The organism is Vibrio campbellii CAIM 519 = NBRC 15631 = ATCC 25920, assembly GCF_002163755.1.
Lineage (GTDB): Bacteria > Pseudomonadota > Gammaproteobacteria > Enterobacterales > Vibrionaceae > Vibrio > Vibrio campbellii.
Map to the genome: position 1 here is coordinate 672,162 of NZ_CP015864.1, position 14,686 is coordinate 686,847.

The window sequence follows — 14,686 nt, forward strand, 5'->3', positions numbered from 1 at the left end:
TCTTGTTTAAGTTGGCAGTGTTTAAACCGACAATTTATTGCATTGGTACTGATTCAACATCCACATCACCGCTGCTCAAGTTCACTGTCGCATTGTAAATATTGTGCGGGTCACCATGGTGTTTAAAGGTGAAGTGATACACGTTCGCCGGGGTCCAAATCTGCTTATCATCGGCTGGCATAATATCGTAACCATCTTGTTGGTATAACTCGGTCGCCATAACATACGCCGTCGCGGTTTGTACCTGTGTATTACGATCAACTTTAGGTTCTAGTGAAGGGTTCGTTGGGTAAGATTCACCGTTGTAACTCATCTGACGGTAAGCACCATTACTCCACACGACAAAGTCTTGCCAACCGTTACTGTAGCTGTCAATGAGTGCAATTGGTGTTCTTGTTACCGACATGCGGTTCAGTACTTTGCCGTTGTTATCGAACATATACGCCGTGCAACCACCACTTCCACAGAAGAAACGGTCTTGGAATAACACCAAATGCTCTGCTGTGCCGTCACTATTCAAATCCGCTGATCCAGTAACATAACGAATTTTATCTGTTTCTAAAGAAAGGCCCTGTGGCATCAGAACGCTTTTGTCGATCCAAGTTGCAATTGTGGCTGCATCCGCGCTTTTTAATTCCACTGGCGCTTGAGAGTCTACGTTATCGGTAGAGATGCCGTCTATTGAAGAACAGCCAATTAGCGTTAGTGAGCCTAAAAGGAAGAGTCCGTGTAATCCGCGATTGTTCATTTGCGTTCGCTCTTTTATTGATGATGTGCTCTTAGTATACGCAAGATTTATCAATCGCTTGTAAGAAAATCATAAAAATCAGTGAGGTGTACACTAAACCACCAGCGCTGGTTTTCGCCTTCATTCTCCCCTCAACTCTACACTCTCGCCTCCATTATCTTTCTCTCTCTTTCCTCTCGAGTCTCATATCTCGCATCTCGCATCTTAATCCTCTCCGATCAAAAAAGCCCTGAGGAATACCCTCAGAGCTAGGCAGGAATCTGACAATAATTAAAGTCAGGAAGTCCCTTATGCAGTGGTTGGTTTGATCTTAAACAGAATTGCAAACATGACTGGTATAACAATCAAAGTCAAAACTGTAGCAAAACCAAGGCCTGCCATAATCGTAATCGCCATTGATCCGAAGAATGCATCAAACACCAATGGAATCATACCGAGGATGGTGGTCAGCGCCGCCATACTTACTGGTCGAACGCGGCTAATCGCACTGTCGACAATCGCTAAGTAAGGATCCTTACCTGACGCTAGCTCTAGGTTAATCTGGTCAAGAAGTACGATACCGTTTTTCAGAATCATACCGCTCAAACTTAATAGACCAAGGAACGCGGTAAAGCTGAATGGCATATTCGTGGTTAACAAACCAAACGACACACCGATGATAGACAGCGGAACTGTGAACCAAATAACCAGTGGCTTCTTCAGTGAGTTAAACAGCAGCATCGTAATGATGAACATCAACAGGTAACCCATTGGCAGTGAGCCAAACAGACCTTCTTGCGCATCTTTCGATGACTCGTACTCGCCACCCCAAGTGATTTCGTACCCTTCTGGAATATGCAGTGCCATCACTTTTGGTTGAACACGAGCAAACAAGCTTGCCGCTGTATCGTCACTCAGTACATCGTGGTCAGCCAGTACCGTTAGAGTACGCTTGCGGTCACGACGCTGAATTAACGGCTCTTCCCAATCCAGTTTCACTCCATCAATCACTTGGTCTACTGGAATGTAGCTTTGAAGCGATGGACTCCAGATATTCACGCTCTGCAGTGATTCAAAATCCACACGTTCCGCTTCTGGCAGACGCGTCATGATAGGCAGAATATGCGCACCATCGCGTAGGAAGCCCAGTGTGCTACCACCAAACGCCATTTGTAGTGTGCTTGAAAGATCTTCTTTCGAGATACCTAAGCGGCGCGCTTTAGACTCGTTAAATACAGGCACTAACTCTTTAGTGCGCTCACGCCAGTCATGACGGATATTACGAGCTCCCGGATCAGTATGCAGAATGTCTTCGACTTGCACTGCTAAGTCACGCAGCACTTGTGGATCTGGGCCAGTAATACGCGCTTCAATCTTAGACGCTGGAGACGGGCCGAATTCCATCAACTTGAACTGAAACGTTGGTTTGTCGAACGTCTTCGCTAGGCTGTCATCCAACTTGTGCAGCAGCTTAAACATGTACTCACGGTCTGTCGTGCGAACTTGGAACTGTGCGTACGCTTCGTAGCTTTTCTCTGGTTGGTAAGTCAGAGCGAAACGCTGCAAACCTTGACCAATCGAAGCTGAAACAAAATCGACATCATCTTGTGTACGAATGTAGCTTTCTACTTCTTCTGCTTTCTTAATAGTCTCGCGAATGTCTGTGCCTTCTGGCATCCACATATCAACGTAGAACATCGGCGTGTTGGATGGTGGGAAGAACTGTTGCTTGACACTGCCAAACGCAACCACAGCACCAACTAACAGCGCGACCATGCCCGCTACTGTTAACCAACGGAAACGAAGCGCAAGTTTAAGAGACGCACCAAACGCGACAAATAACCAACCTTTGTACGGGTCTTCGTCTTCTGCATCTGCATTCTTGTCTTCTTCTTTCAATAGAAGGTCTGCTAGGAATGGCGTTAGCGTAATCGCCGTAATCCAGCTCAAGAATAGTGAGAAGCATAGAACCCAGAACAGAGAGCCCATGAACTCACCGGTCGCGTCTTGTGACAGACCGATAGGCGCAAATGCGGTAATAGCAATGACGGTCGCACCAAGCAGTGGCCACTGAGTTTGTTTGACGATATCTGTAGCAGCTTGAACTTTGGTTCGTCCTTTCTTAAGACCAACCAATATCCCTTCCACCACCACGATGGCATTGTCCACCAACATACCAAGCGCAATGATCAGCGCACCAAGTGAGATACGGTGAAGCTCAATGTTGTTGTAGTTCATCAAGATGAAGGTACCGAATACCGTCAACAACAGAACCAAGCCGATGATCACGCCACTGCGTAAACCCATGGTGAACAGCAGTACGATGATTACGATAGCAACGGCTTCTGCCAAGCTAATAACAAACGCTTTAACTGAATCGTCTACTTCTTGTGATTGGTTGTAGAAGTAGTTCATATCGATACCAGCCGGCTTGATGGTCTCAAGGCTTGCTAGTTCCGCTTCAATACGTTGACCGACTTCTACTACGTTTACGCCAGACGCAAACGAAATACCGATGTTGATTGCTTTCTTACCGTTATACAGCAGCACATTGCCAGGCTTTTCTTGAATGCCACGGCTGATGGTTGCGACATCTTTTAGGCGAATCAAATTACCCGTATCGCGACCGTGAATAATCAGGTTCTCTAGTGCTTCAACCGTGTTTAATGTACCGCTTGGGCGAATAATAAGGCTCTCGCCATTTACCATCACCTCACCTGCAGAGACCACATTGTTCTGTTGGTTTAGCAAGCCAGAAATTACATTCATGTCGAGGTTCAAAGCCGCTAAGCGATCCAATGAAATCTCAACAAACAGCATCTCTTGTTGCTCGCCAGCGATATCAACTTTTCCCACGCCATCGATCAGTTCGAGTTCACGCGTCAGTTGGTCTGCGTAACGTTTGAGTTCTACGTAATCGTAGTCGTCACCCGTTAGCATTAGCATTACGCCGTACACGTCACCAAAGTCATCAATGATTTGCAGAGATTGAACGCCTTGCGGCAAAGTTGGTTGCAGATCGTTGATTTTACGGCGCATTTCATCCCAGATTTGCGGCAATTCATCCGGATCGTAGTCCATCTTCATGCTCACCATAATCTGAGACATACCACTAGAGGACGTCGACGTGATCTTATCGATATAAGGCAGCTTACGAATCTCTTTCTCAAGCGGATACGTCAGCTCTTCTTCTACTTCTTTAGAAGTCGCACTAGGATAAGTCGCAATCACCATCGCATCTTTGATGGTAAATGCCGGGTCTTCCAATCGACCCAGTTCTAGGAACGACGTCACACCGCCGATCGCTAGAATAACGATGAACAGCCAGCTGATGACTTTGTTCTTAATTGAGTATTCAGCAATGCTCATTATTGTTGTTTCTCCACCACATCCACATGCTTACCTTCGCGCAGTTTGCGTAAGCTGGAATTCACTAATACATCGCCTTGAGCAACACCTGACGACACAATCGCACCTTCGCCATTAACTTGGTCGATGGTTACTTCCACTTTAGTGACCGCGTCACTATTCAATTTCCAAACGAAAAACTCACCATCTTGATTGCCCGCTTGTAATGCAGTCATTGGAATGTTGTAACCATCAATAGAAGTAATGCCTGCTGCGACCATATCTACTGCAACGCTTACGCTGGAACCCGGCAGAATCTCTTCCTCAGGCTGTGGCATTGTTAAATACATTTGGTAGGTTTGCGTTTGAGCATTCGGCTCACTTGTGTGCTCTAAGTAAAACAAAGAGTAAGATTTCGCGTCACCCGAGAACGTGGCTTGAGGCTGGTAGCTCATGCTTTGTGTATTTGGATTTACCATCGCAAGTACGTTGTCTGACAACTCGATACGAACGTACACTTTGTCGCTCTGATAAAGGTTTAAAACCGGCTCACCAATCGCAACACGCTCAAAACGCTCTTTGAAAACATCCGAAACCTTGCCCGCAAACGGTGCAAACAAACGTGTGTAGTTCAATTGGTTGGTTGCGTTGTAAAAGTTTGCCTCGGCCAGTTCTTTGTTCGCCGTTAGCTCATCCAACTCCGCTTTAGAAATCATTTGGCGGTTATGCAGCTCTTCACCACGTTTAAGCTGGCGAATGGCGAGTGTGTATTGTGCTTCTGCGTCGTTGACCGCTTGCTTCTCTTTGCTGTCATCTAGCTTGGCGATCATCTGGCCTTGTTTCACCGTGTCACCCGCTTTGACTAACACATGCTGAACTTCGCCTGCGCGACGGAATGCAATTGGCGTTTGCTCGGCAGGCACAACCTGACCTTTAAATGTACGGTATTGGCTTATTACGGGAACATCGACTGATACTGTCGAGACATACAGAGGCTGTTCTGTCACGACTTCATCCGTGCTATTACAACCAGTGAGTACCGCCAGTGCGATAGCCGATACTGTGAATAATGAACGTTTCATTAGATACCTTCCTCACGAGCCCAAGCTTTCACAACTTGGCCTTCCACCAAGCGTTCAACACCTGCAATAACCACGTAGTCGTTGTTATCTAAACCAGACTCCACAGCGCCGTTCGCATTTAGTGACAATGTCACTTTATTTACTTGCTGTGTATCGCTATCCATTACCCAAACCTCACCATGAGCGGCATCTTTCGACACCCAAGCCGCATTTGGCAGCATCATCGCGTTCGATACGTTTTGCTTCGCAATGTGTACTTGGCCTGTCATGCCCGTTAGCAAGTTACGATCAGAAGGACGAGTAATCGTCACGATCGCTTCATAGCTGTTGGTATCGGCATTCGGTTGGGTTGAGATTTCTTTGAACGTGCCTTGGATGCGTTTGTTTGGCTCGCTGTCCATCGTCACCCACATCTCTGCATCTTTAAGTGCGTTGAGTGACACTGCTTCGGCGTAAGTCACCGGAAGAGTGAACGACACGTCCAACGTGGTGTTGTCGATTAGGTTTAGGATTTCTTGCTTAGCCGCAACCACTTGATAAGGCTTCACATAGGTATAAGACACAACACCATCAAACGGGGCATGAATCTCTGTGTAGCTCAGGTCGGTTTTTGCTTGCTCTAAGTTTGCCAGTGCCGCTTTGTATTGGGTTTCTTGCTGGTCATAGCTATCCGTGCTGATAAGCTTCTTGTTGTACAAGCTTTTTGAGCGTTCCCATTGCGTTTTTGCTAATGCGTACTGCGCTTGTGATGCATCAAGCGCCAGCTGCAAATCTTTTGGGTCTAGCGTTGCAAGTACATCGCCCTGCTTCACCTCTTCACCCATTCTCACGACCAACTTCTCAATTTCACCACCTACCTGAAATGAAAGTTGCGCTCTGTAGGTTGCATCTATTCGTGCAAGGAATGCATCGGAATCGGCAACCGTTAGATCATTAACAGCCAGCAATTTTACCGGTTTGATTTAAGGCTCGGACGGCTCTGATACGGCTTTGTTACACCCTGTCAGCATCGTGGCGAGGCTCAATGCCACCGCTGCTCCGACAAATGTGCGCTTTAAGTATTGTTTTCGCACTGGCTTTCTCCATCGTCCTTATATTTATTACACAGTCGTGCAGTATATTAATCACAAAAAAAATGATCAACATATTTTCCATATGGATAATAAAATAATTAGTCAAAGTGTCCGGTTTCTGGTAAAAATAGGCGCGTTGATTAATATTCGGGAAAATTCGAACTATGACAGAAAGAAAGCAAGGCCGTAGAAGTGCCGAAGCTGCTGAGCAAACTAAGTGCCTGATTCTTAGAGTCGCGGCAGATATGTTCTGTGAGTTAGGGTACGAACGAGTTTCGCTTCGCAACATCAGTGAGAAAGCTGGTGTGTCCCATAGTTTGATTCGCCACCACTTCGGCAGTAAAGAGAAGATCTGGCAAGCAGTGAGCGACGGCATGGATGACTTCTTGCAAAGCTATATGGCGCAGCTGGTCAACGAAATGCCAGAAAACACTCCGTCTAATCAAAAAATCTACTTGTTCATGGTAAGAATGTTGGCATTTGCACTCATGAACCCGCACCCAATCCAAATGATTGCAGATGCGATTCGCCAAGACGACGACGCCCTACTGCAATACTTCTTGCGTTCGGAAGATGAATTCGCGGCGATCTTCACTCAGCTATTCTCAGAATATAATCGGGAGTTCCCTGAAACACCGACCGATCAATGGGAATCAAAATGGCAAATGCTGTTGTTCGCTCATGGCGCAGTGAGCCTAACGCCGATGATGCAAAAAACATGGCCAGCGATGGCAGAAAACCGAGATAAGCTACTGATCAACCACTGGGAGCTGTTCAACACCATAATGGCGAACCAATTTGGCATCAGCAAAGAAGACATGATTCACCCAGAGCATTTGAGTGAAATCGTGATTAAAATGTGCTGTCCAATTGAAGAACTGACCGCTTAACAGACGCCTGTTCAACAAACATAAAAAATGCCGAGCACTGAGCTCGGCATTTTTGTTTGTACTTGTCGCTTCAGATATGAAACGAAAGGAAGCTACTTCATAGTTACTTATTCCTAAACGCAGCACTGTAGTTATGCAGCGCGTGGGAGGTAGATTCCTAGTCTCGCTGAATGACGATCTTTAATTAGCTCACTAAACCAATAAGCTAATTATCCGCGGTAGTAGCGTTGTGGAACGAACGGCATTTTTTCTACCGTCATTGGTAGCATTTTGCCACGTACTTCTGCGAACAACTCTATACCGATCGCCGCAAGGTCTGCGCGTACATAACCCATTGATACTGGCTTACCTGCGTTAGGACCTGCTGTACCACTGGTTACCACACCAATCTTGTTGCCGTCTGCATCGTACAGTTCTGCACCTTCACGTACTGGTGCTTTGGTTTGACCTACTAAACCAATACGCTTACGAGCAACATCTTTCGTTTCGATTTGCTTAAGAATGATGTCTGCACCTGGGAAACCACCAGCACGCTCGCCATCAGCGCGACGTACTTTTTGAATGCCCCATAGTAGGCTTGCTTCAACAGGCGTTGTTGTTGTGTCTAGGTCATGACCGTATAGACACAGACCACACTCTAGACGCAGTGAGTCACGTGCGCCAAGGCCGATCCACTCAACTTCTTCTTCGCCAGTTAGCTTACGAGCAAGCTCTTCTGCTTTGTCAGCCGGTACCGAGATTTCGTAACCATCTTCGCCCGTGTAACCACTACGAGAAATAATGCACTCAACGCCGAGTAGTTCAACTTTGCGAACATCCATAAACAGCATCTCTGCAACTTCAGGAGCAAAGCGTGCTAGTACCTCTGCCGCTTTAGGACCTTGAATCGCAAGCAGTGCACGATCATCGATAATTTCTAGCTCAATGCCAGAAGGAAGATGCGCTTGAAGGTGTGCAATGTCTTGTTCTTTACATGCTGCGTTTACTACAACAAACAGATGATCGCCAAGGTTAGCCACCATCAAGTCATCCATGATGCCGCCCTGCTCGTTAGTGAAGAACGCGTAACGCTGTTTACCTGCACCTAGGTCAATAATGTCCACTGGAACCAAAGTTTCTAGGAATGCTGCTGCACCGTCACCAATCAAACGAAGTTGACCCATGTGAGAAACATCGAACAGACCTGCTGCATCACGAGTGTGTAAGTGTTCTTTCTTTACGCCTAGTGGGTATTGAACTGGCATGTCGTAACCCGCGAACGGGACCATCTTTGCGCCTACTTCAACATGAAGTGCATGCAGTGGTGTTTTCAGAAGTTCTTGAGTCATTTTCGTCTCCATTTAGATAGACCCGAGAATGCTGTCGGCATTCGCATCGAATAATGTTTCCAATAATAAACACGCTTGGTTCAATTTTGCACGAACAAGACATCCCTCGACTTTCAAAAGTGTGACTTTTAACATTTTAATCACAACAAAACGCACAAAAAAGGCGCTCTGTTGAGTGAGATATCATCAACAGAGCGCCATCATAACGCATTTAAAACCAATAGCAATCGTTTGCCTTCACTATAGGAAATTTACAGCTATTTAACACTATTTGGCTGTGACCCACAAAATGTGCGCGTCTTCCTCACTCACACTGGTCAACATATGACCCATGTTCGCATCGTAATACACACTGTCGCCTTCGCTTAATACAACAGGCTCATAGAACTCAGAATAAAACATCACTTCACCGGACAAGATAAGCAAAAACTCTTCGCCATCATGACGAACCCAGTCTTTGTATTCATCAAAACTGCGGGCACGGATTTGGCTCTTAAAAGGCATCATTTTCTTATTGGAAAGTTGAGTCGCCAGAAGCTCATGCTCGTAGGTTTGGGTTGGGTGTGGTTTACCCTCTTTCTTCTTGGTCACATCTCTACGCCCTGTCGCAACCTTTTTTCTAGGTGGTTCAAACAGTTGCGGCATATCAATTTGCAAGCCGTGCGCTAATTTTTGCATGGCTTGGAACGTCGGAGAAATCTGTTCGTTCTCTATCTTACTTAGCGTAGAACGCGCTAGGCCAGTACGTTGGCTTGCCTCTTCTAACGTAATGCCGAGTTTGGAGCGGATATCTTTGATGCGTTGACCGAGCTTAAGCGGTTCAATATTTTGGTCTTGCTGCTCTTTTGCCAACGTCATTGACGGGTATTCATCGTAAATACTTTCTGCCATAAATCCCTCTTTAAAACTCCCTTATTCCTTTCTATTAGCATTGTGCATGAAGCCTATAGTGGATAAAAGTCCATCGAGTTAATTAAAGCGTGCTCTTGTTAACAAAACCAGAAATCTCGTTTCCTATAGGAAATTTTTGGTTGATTGTTCGTGCCGCAGGCGCTATGTTACCAACTTGTTAGATGTAGAGATGCACATTTCCGTAAGAGATTGGAGAAGGAAAACCACAATCCGACGGAGTTTTGCCCACTTATTCGGGCCGAAAGTCACTCTGTTCTGCTATGCAGTTCAGCTGTTTTGAGGACAAATGAACCACCATCGCAATCAAACAACTATTTTTACTGCAGGTTCATTTTCAGATTTGGAAGGTCAACTACCATGAACAAGAGTTACCCTAACCACAGCTTGGAAAACTTTTTCTCTACCAACCTCTCTGCGACAGATGACGCTGTCTTTGCTGGAATTCAGGCAGAATTCGCTCGCCAAAACGAACAAATCGAACTTATCGCTTCTGAGAACATCGTTTCTAAAGCGGTAATGCAAGCTCAAGGCACATGCCTAACAAACAAATACGCTGAAGGTTACCCAGGTCGCCGTTACTATGGTGGTTGTGAGCACGTAGATACAGTGGAAGCCATTGCTATCGAACGCGCGAAAAAACTTTTCAATTGTGAATACGCAAACGTTCAACCACACTCAGGCGCACAAGCAAACGGTGCTGTAAAACTGGCACTGCTTCAACCTGGCGACACCATTCTTGGTATGTCTCTAGACGCAGGTGGCCACCTAACTCACGGTGCTCGCCCTGCACTTTCTGGTAAATGGTTTAACGCAGTGCAATACGGCGTTGACCGCGAAACACTAGAAATCAACTACGACGACGTTCGTGAGCTAGCACTTGAGCACCAACCTAAAATGATCATCGCAGGTGGTAGTGCAATTCCACGTACTATCGATTTCGCAAAATTCCGTGAAATCGCAGACGAAGTTAACGCGATTCTTATGGTCGACATGGCGCATATCGCTGGTCTTATCGCAACAGGCGCGCACCCTAGCCCGCTTCCTCACGCGCACGTTGTTACTACGACAACACACAAAACATTGCGTGGCCCACGTGGCGGTATGATCCTGACTAACCACGAAGACATCATTAAGAAAATCAACTCTGCGGTATTCCCAGGTTTACAAGGCGGCCCACTGATGCACGTGATTGCTTCTAAAGCAGTGGCATTCGGTGAAGCCCTAGGTCCTGAATTCAAAACTTATATTGATTCAGTTATCAGTAACGCAAAAGTCATGGCAGAAGTATTGCAAACTCGCGGTTGCGACATCGTAACTGGTGGTACTGACACGCATCTAATGCTGGTTGACCTTCGTCCTAAAGGTTTGAAAGGTAACAAAGCAGAAGAAGCACTAGAGCGTGCAGGCATCACATGTAACAAAAATGGCATCCCATTCGACACAGAGAAGCCTATGATTACATCGGGCATCCGTTTAGGTACGCCTGCGGGTACAAGCCGCGGCTTTGGCGCTGAAGAATTTAAACTCATTGGTAATTGGATTGGTGACGTACTGGATGGTTTGGTTAGCAACCCAGAAGGTGACGCAGAAGTAGAAAAACGCGTACGCAAGCAAGTTAAAGAGCTTTGCAGTCGCTTCCCTCTTTACCAGTAAACGATTTTTTATATCAGAATAAATCCTGACAAGTTATTTGGAGATTAAGCAATGGACAAAACACTGAAGTTTACAGATAGCCACGAGTGGGTACGTGACAACGGTGACGGCACAGCAACTATCGGTATTTCTGAGCACGCTCAAGAAATGCTAGGTGACGTGGTATTCGTTGACCTACCAGACGTGGAAGATGAAGTCGAAGCGGGCGAAAGCTTTTCTTTGGTGGAGTCTGTAAAAGCGGCTTCAGACATCTACTCACCAATCACTGGCGAAGTAGTTGAAATCAACGAAGAACTAGAAGACAGCCCAGAGCTAATCAACGAAGAACCATACGAAGGTGGTTGGATTGTGAAAGTGAAGCTTTCAGACCCATCTGAGTTGGATGACTTAAAAGATGCGGAAGAATACCTAAGCTCTATCGAAGAAGAGTAATTAGGATGAGACGAAAGCTGTCCCCTAGCATAACGATTAGTGGACAGCTTTTTTTCTAGGTTCGGACGTATAATTTAATTTATCAGTAACGCAAATCCGTTACCCGAACCAAGGAGTAGGTAAAGGACAATGACTGAATTACTTCAAAGCCTCAGCACACAAAATGAGTTCGTTGCTCGCCACAACGGACCAAACAAATCTGACCAACAGAAAATGTTGGAAGCGATCAACGCAGTAAGCCTAGATTCGCTTATCGACGAAACCGTACCAGCACAAATTCGCCTTGAGCAGCCAATGAACTTGGCAGAAGCAAAAAGCGAAGCAGACATGCTGGCAGCAATGCGTAAATTCGCAGATCAAAACCAAATCAAACGTACTTTCATCGGTCAGGGTTACTACAACACCTTCACGCCAAACGTAATCCTACGTAACGTGATGGAAAACCCGGGCTGGTACACCGCTTACACACCTTACCAACCAGAGATCTCACAAGGTCGTTTGGAATCACTTCTAAACTACCAACAAATGGTGATGGATCTTACTGGTATGGAAATCGCAAACGCGTCACTGCTTGATGAAGCAACGGCAGCCGCAGAAGCGATGACACTTTGTAAGCGTGCGGGTAAGAGCAAGAGTGACGTATTCTTCGTTGCTGACGACGTTCACCCACAAACCATCGAAGTAGTAAAAACTCGTGCGAAATTCATCGGCTTTGAAGTCCTAGTTGGTTCTCTAGATTCACTGCCAGAACAAGACGTATTCGGCGCACTCGTTCAATACCCAGGCACAACGGGTGAAGTTCGTGACCTAACGGACATCATCGCAAAAGCGCAATCAAACAAAACGCTAGTAACGGTAGCAACTGACCTATTGGCTTCTGCCCTACTAAAGCCTGCGGGTGAAATGGGCGCAGACGTAGCAATCGGTTCAGCACAACGTTTCGGCGTTCCTATGGGTTACGGCGGTCCACACGCAGCCTTCATGGCAACACGTGACAAGCACAAGCGTACAATGCCAGGTCGTGTTATCGGTGTTTCTATCGATACTAACGGCAACCAAGCACTGCGCATGGCAATGCAAACGCGTGAGCAACACATCCGTCGTGAAAAAGCGACATCAAACATCTGTACGGCTCAAGCGCTACTAGCGAACATGGCGTCTTTCTACGCGGTTTACCACGGCGCAGAAGGTCTACGCACAATTGCTCGTCGTACGCACCACATGACCGCTATCCTAGCTGCTGGCCTAACTAAAGGCGGCTTCGAGCTTGCTCACAACAGCTTCTTCGACACCATCACCATCAATACTGGTGCACAAACTGAAGACCTTTACGCGAAAGCACTAGCAGCAGACATCAACCTACGTAAGTTGGGTACTCAGCTAGGTGCAAGCTTCGACGAAACTACAACCGTGGCAGACGTAGAAGCCCTATTCGCAGTATTCGGTGTGAGAGAAGAAGTCGCAGCACTATCAACGGAAATTGCAGGCAACGAGTTTGCAGCGATTCCAGAAGCACTGCGCCGCACAACAGAATACCTAACGCACCCTGTGTTTAACACGCACCACAGCGAAACACAGATGATGCGTTACCTAAAACAGCTAGAGAACAAAGACTTCTCGCTAACGCACGGCATGATCCCACTGGGCAGCTGTACGATGAAGCTGAACGCAGCAGCAGAGATGATCCCAGTAACATGGCCTGAGTTTGGTTCGATCCACCCGTTCGCACCAGCAGAACAAGCAGCCGGTTACGCAGCACTAGCAAAAGATCTGAAAGAAAAGCTATGTGAAATCACAGGCTACGATGCTTTCTCACTACAACCAAACTCTGGTGCATCGGGTGAGTACGCAGGTCTTATCGCGATTCAACGCTACCACGAAAGCCGTGGCGAAGGTCACCGCAACGTATGTTTGATCCCAAGCTCTGCGCACGGCACTAACCCTGCGACAGCGTCTATGGTGTCAATGAAAGTGGTTGTGGTTAAGTGTGATGAAGAAGGTAACATCGACGTCACTGACCTAGCAGCGAAAATCGAGAAGCACAAAGACAACCTATCAAGCATCATGATCACTTACCCTTCTACGCACGGCGTATACGAGGAGCAAGTGAAAGAAGTGTGTGAAATGGTTCATGCCGCGGGCGGTCAGGTTTACCTAGACGGCGCAAACATGAACGCACAGGTTGGTCTAACAACGCCGGGATTCATCGGCTCTGACGTTTCTCACCTAAACCTACACAAAACCTTCTGTATCCCACACGGTGGTGGCGGTCCAGGCATGGGTCCTATCGGTGTGAAATCGCACCTAGCGCCTTTCCTACCAGGTCACATTGAAAACGGTGCAGACGGCGAAAACTTCGCAGTATCCGCAGCAGACATGGGTAGCGCGTCTATCCTGCCTATCTCTTGGGCTTACATCGCAATGATGGGCGAAGTTGGCCTAACAGACGCAACAAAAGTAGCGATTCTGAACGCAAACTACGTGATGGAGCAATTGCGCCCTCACTACCCTATTCTTTACCGTGGCTCAAACGGCCGTGTAGCGCACGAATGTATTATCGACATTCGTCCACTAAAAGAAGACACAGGCATCGGCGAAGAAGATATCGCGAAGCGTCTAATGGACTACGGTTTCCACGCTCCAACTATGTCGTTCCCTGTAGCAGGTACGCTAATGGTTGAGCCAACGGAATCGGAAGATCTAGAAGAGCTAGACCGTTTCTGTGATGCGATGATCGCAATCCGTGAAGAAATGACTAAGGTTAAGAACGGTGAATGGCCGCTAGATAACAACCCGCTTGTTAACGCGCCACACACTCAAATTGACCTAGCGAAAGAAGAATGGGATCGCCCTTACTCTCGTGAACTTGGCTGCTTCCCTTCAAAAGCAACCAAATCTTGGAAGTACTGGCCAACAGTAAACCGCGTGGATAACGTATACGGCGACCGTAACCTAATCTGCTCGTGCCCAAGCATTGATAACTACGAAGATTAATTTTGTAGAATCTAAATAGACAAAGGCGAACCGAATGGTTCGCCTTTTTGTTTTGGAGCAAGACTTTTAAAACTTGTTTATGGACAATTCCGTTTTAGCAAGATTGCTACTTTAACAAAGCTTAAATTAGTAAAAGTATCGATAAATTCGTTATGTGATTATCCAGCATCACTTGATCAGATCAGCAGTACGCATAGTGAAAATACTACACGTTGCGAATCAATCTTAAACAGATTGTTAGCAGACA

At 46.6% G+C, this 14,686-nt stretch carries 10 protein-coding genes; 4 read left to right on the top strand and 6 right to left on the bottom strand.

Annotation, left to right across the window (positions count from 1 at the left end; all coding sequences use genetic code 11):
- Positions 1 to 34 precede the first annotated feature (34 nt).
- From A8140_RS18865 to A8140_RS18880, 4 genes are all read right to left on the bottom strand, one after another.
- Positions 35 to 748 (bottom strand): hypothetical protein, encoded by a 714-nt coding sequence (locus A8140_RS18865; RefSeq protein WP_005530782.1) that lies wholly within the window; start codon positions 746 to 748, stop codon positions 35 to 37.
- 288 nt (positions 749 to 1,036) lie between these two features.
- A complete protein-coding gene (locus A8140_RS18870) occupies positions 1,037 to 4,096 on the bottom strand; it encodes an efflux RND transporter permease subunit (protein ID WP_005530781.1) in 3,060 nt (1,019 codons plus the stop codon).
- Positions 4,096 to 5,157: an efflux RND transporter periplasmic adaptor subunit gene (locus tag A8140_RS18875; protein ID WP_005530779.1), complete on the bottom strand. Its 1,062-nt coding sequence runs from the start codon at positions 5,155 to 5,157 to the stop codon at positions 4,096 to 4,098. Before A8140_RS18875 ends, A8140_RS18870 begins: the two co-directional genes overlap by 1 nt.
- Positions 5,157 to 6,119 carry an efflux RND transporter periplasmic adaptor subunit gene (locus tag A8140_RS18880; protein WP_227740727.1) on the bottom strand — a complete coding sequence of 321 codons (963 nt, stop codon included), beginning with the start codon at positions 6,117 to 6,119 and terminating at the stop codon, positions 5,157 to 5,159. Before A8140_RS18880 ends, A8140_RS18875 begins: the two co-directional genes overlap by 1 nt.
- Before the next feature lie 275 nt (positions 6,120 to 6,394).
- On the opposite strand from A8140_RS18880, the gene A8140_RS18885 reads away from it, so the two are divergent.
- A complete protein-coding gene (locus A8140_RS18885; RefSeq protein ID WP_005530775.1) occupies positions 6,395 to 7,120 on the top strand; it encodes a TetR/AcrR family transcriptional regulator in 726 nt (241 codons plus the stop codon).
- Between the two features lie 209 nt (positions 7,121 to 7,329).
- Here A8140_RS18885 and gcvT read toward each other — a convergent pair whose 3' ends face one another.
- A complete protein-coding gene (gcvT, locus tag A8140_RS18890; RefSeq protein ID WP_005530773.1) occupies positions 7,330 to 8,448 on the bottom strand; it encodes a glycine cleavage system aminomethyltransferase GcvT in 1,119 nt (372 codons plus the stop codon).
- 267 nt (positions 8,449 to 8,715) lie between these two features.
- The gene (locus A8140_RS18895) at positions 8,716 to 9,339 is read right to left on the bottom strand and encodes a helix-turn-helix domain-containing protein (protein WP_005431308.1); all 624 of its coding nucleotides are present in this window, start codon (positions 9,337 to 9,339) and stop codon (positions 8,716 to 8,718) included.
- A gap of 378 nt (positions 9,340 to 9,717) precedes the next feature.
- Here A8140_RS18895 and A8140_RS18900 point away from each other — a divergent pair, with 378 nt between their 5' ends.
- From A8140_RS18900 to gcvP, 3 genes are all read left to right on the top strand, one after another.
- Entirely contained in the window at positions 9,718 to 11,013 is a 1,296-nt protein-coding gene (locus A8140_RS18900) for a serine hydroxymethyltransferase (RefSeq protein ID WP_005530771.1), read from the top strand.
- 51 nt (positions 11,014 to 11,064) lie between these two features.
- Entirely contained in the window at positions 11,065 to 11,445 is a 381-nt protein-coding gene (gcvH, locus tag A8140_RS18905; protein ID WP_005431364.1) for a glycine cleavage system protein GcvH, read from the top strand.
- Between the two features lie 129 nt (positions 11,446 to 11,574).
- Positions 11,575 to 14,439, top strand: coding sequence for an aminomethyl-transferring glycine dehydrogenase (gene gcvP / locus A8140_RS18910; protein WP_005530769.1), 2,865 nt, complete (start codon positions 11,575 to 11,577; stop codon positions 14,437 to 14,439).
- Positions 14,440 to 14,686: the final 247 nt, after the last annotated feature.

What these genes read in the sequence shown, in the direction of transcription:
- gcvH (WP_005431364.1), top strand. Translation starts at nt 11,065, where the DNA reads ATGGACAAAACACTGAAGTTTACAGATAGCCACGAGTGGGTACGTGAC.
- A8140_RS18875 (WP_005530779.1), bottom strand. Translation starts at nt 5,157, where the DNA reads ATGAAACGTTCATTATTCACAGTATCGGCTATCGCACTGGCGGTACTC.
- A8140_RS18895 (WP_005431308.1), bottom strand. Translation starts at nt 9,339, where the DNA reads ATGGCAGAAAGTATTTACGATGAATACCCGTCAATGACGTTGGCAAAA.
- A8140_RS18885 (WP_005530775.1), top strand. Translation starts at nt 6,395, where the DNA reads ATGACAGAAAGAAAGCAAGGCCGTAGAAGTGCCGAAGCTGCTGAGCAA.
- A8140_RS18865 (WP_005530782.1), bottom strand. Translation starts at nt 748, where the DNA reads ATGAACAATCGCGGATTACACGGACTCTTCCTTTTAGGCTCACTAACG.
- gcvT (WP_005530773.1), bottom strand. Translation starts at nt 8,448, where the DNA reads ATGACTCAAGAACTTCTGAAAACACCACTGCATGCACTTCATGTTGAA.
- A8140_RS18870 (WP_005530781.1), bottom strand. Translation starts at nt 4,096, where the DNA reads ATGAGCATTGCTGAATACTCAATTAAGAACAAAGTCATCAGCTGGCTG.
- gcvP (WP_005530769.1), top strand. Translation starts at nt 11,575, where the DNA reads ATGACTGAATTACTTCAAAGCCTCAGCACACAAAATGAGTTCGTTGCT.
- A8140_RS18900 (WP_005530771.1), top strand. Translation starts at nt 9,718, where the DNA reads ATGAACAAGAGTTACCCTAACCACAGCTTGGAAAACTTTTTCTCTACC.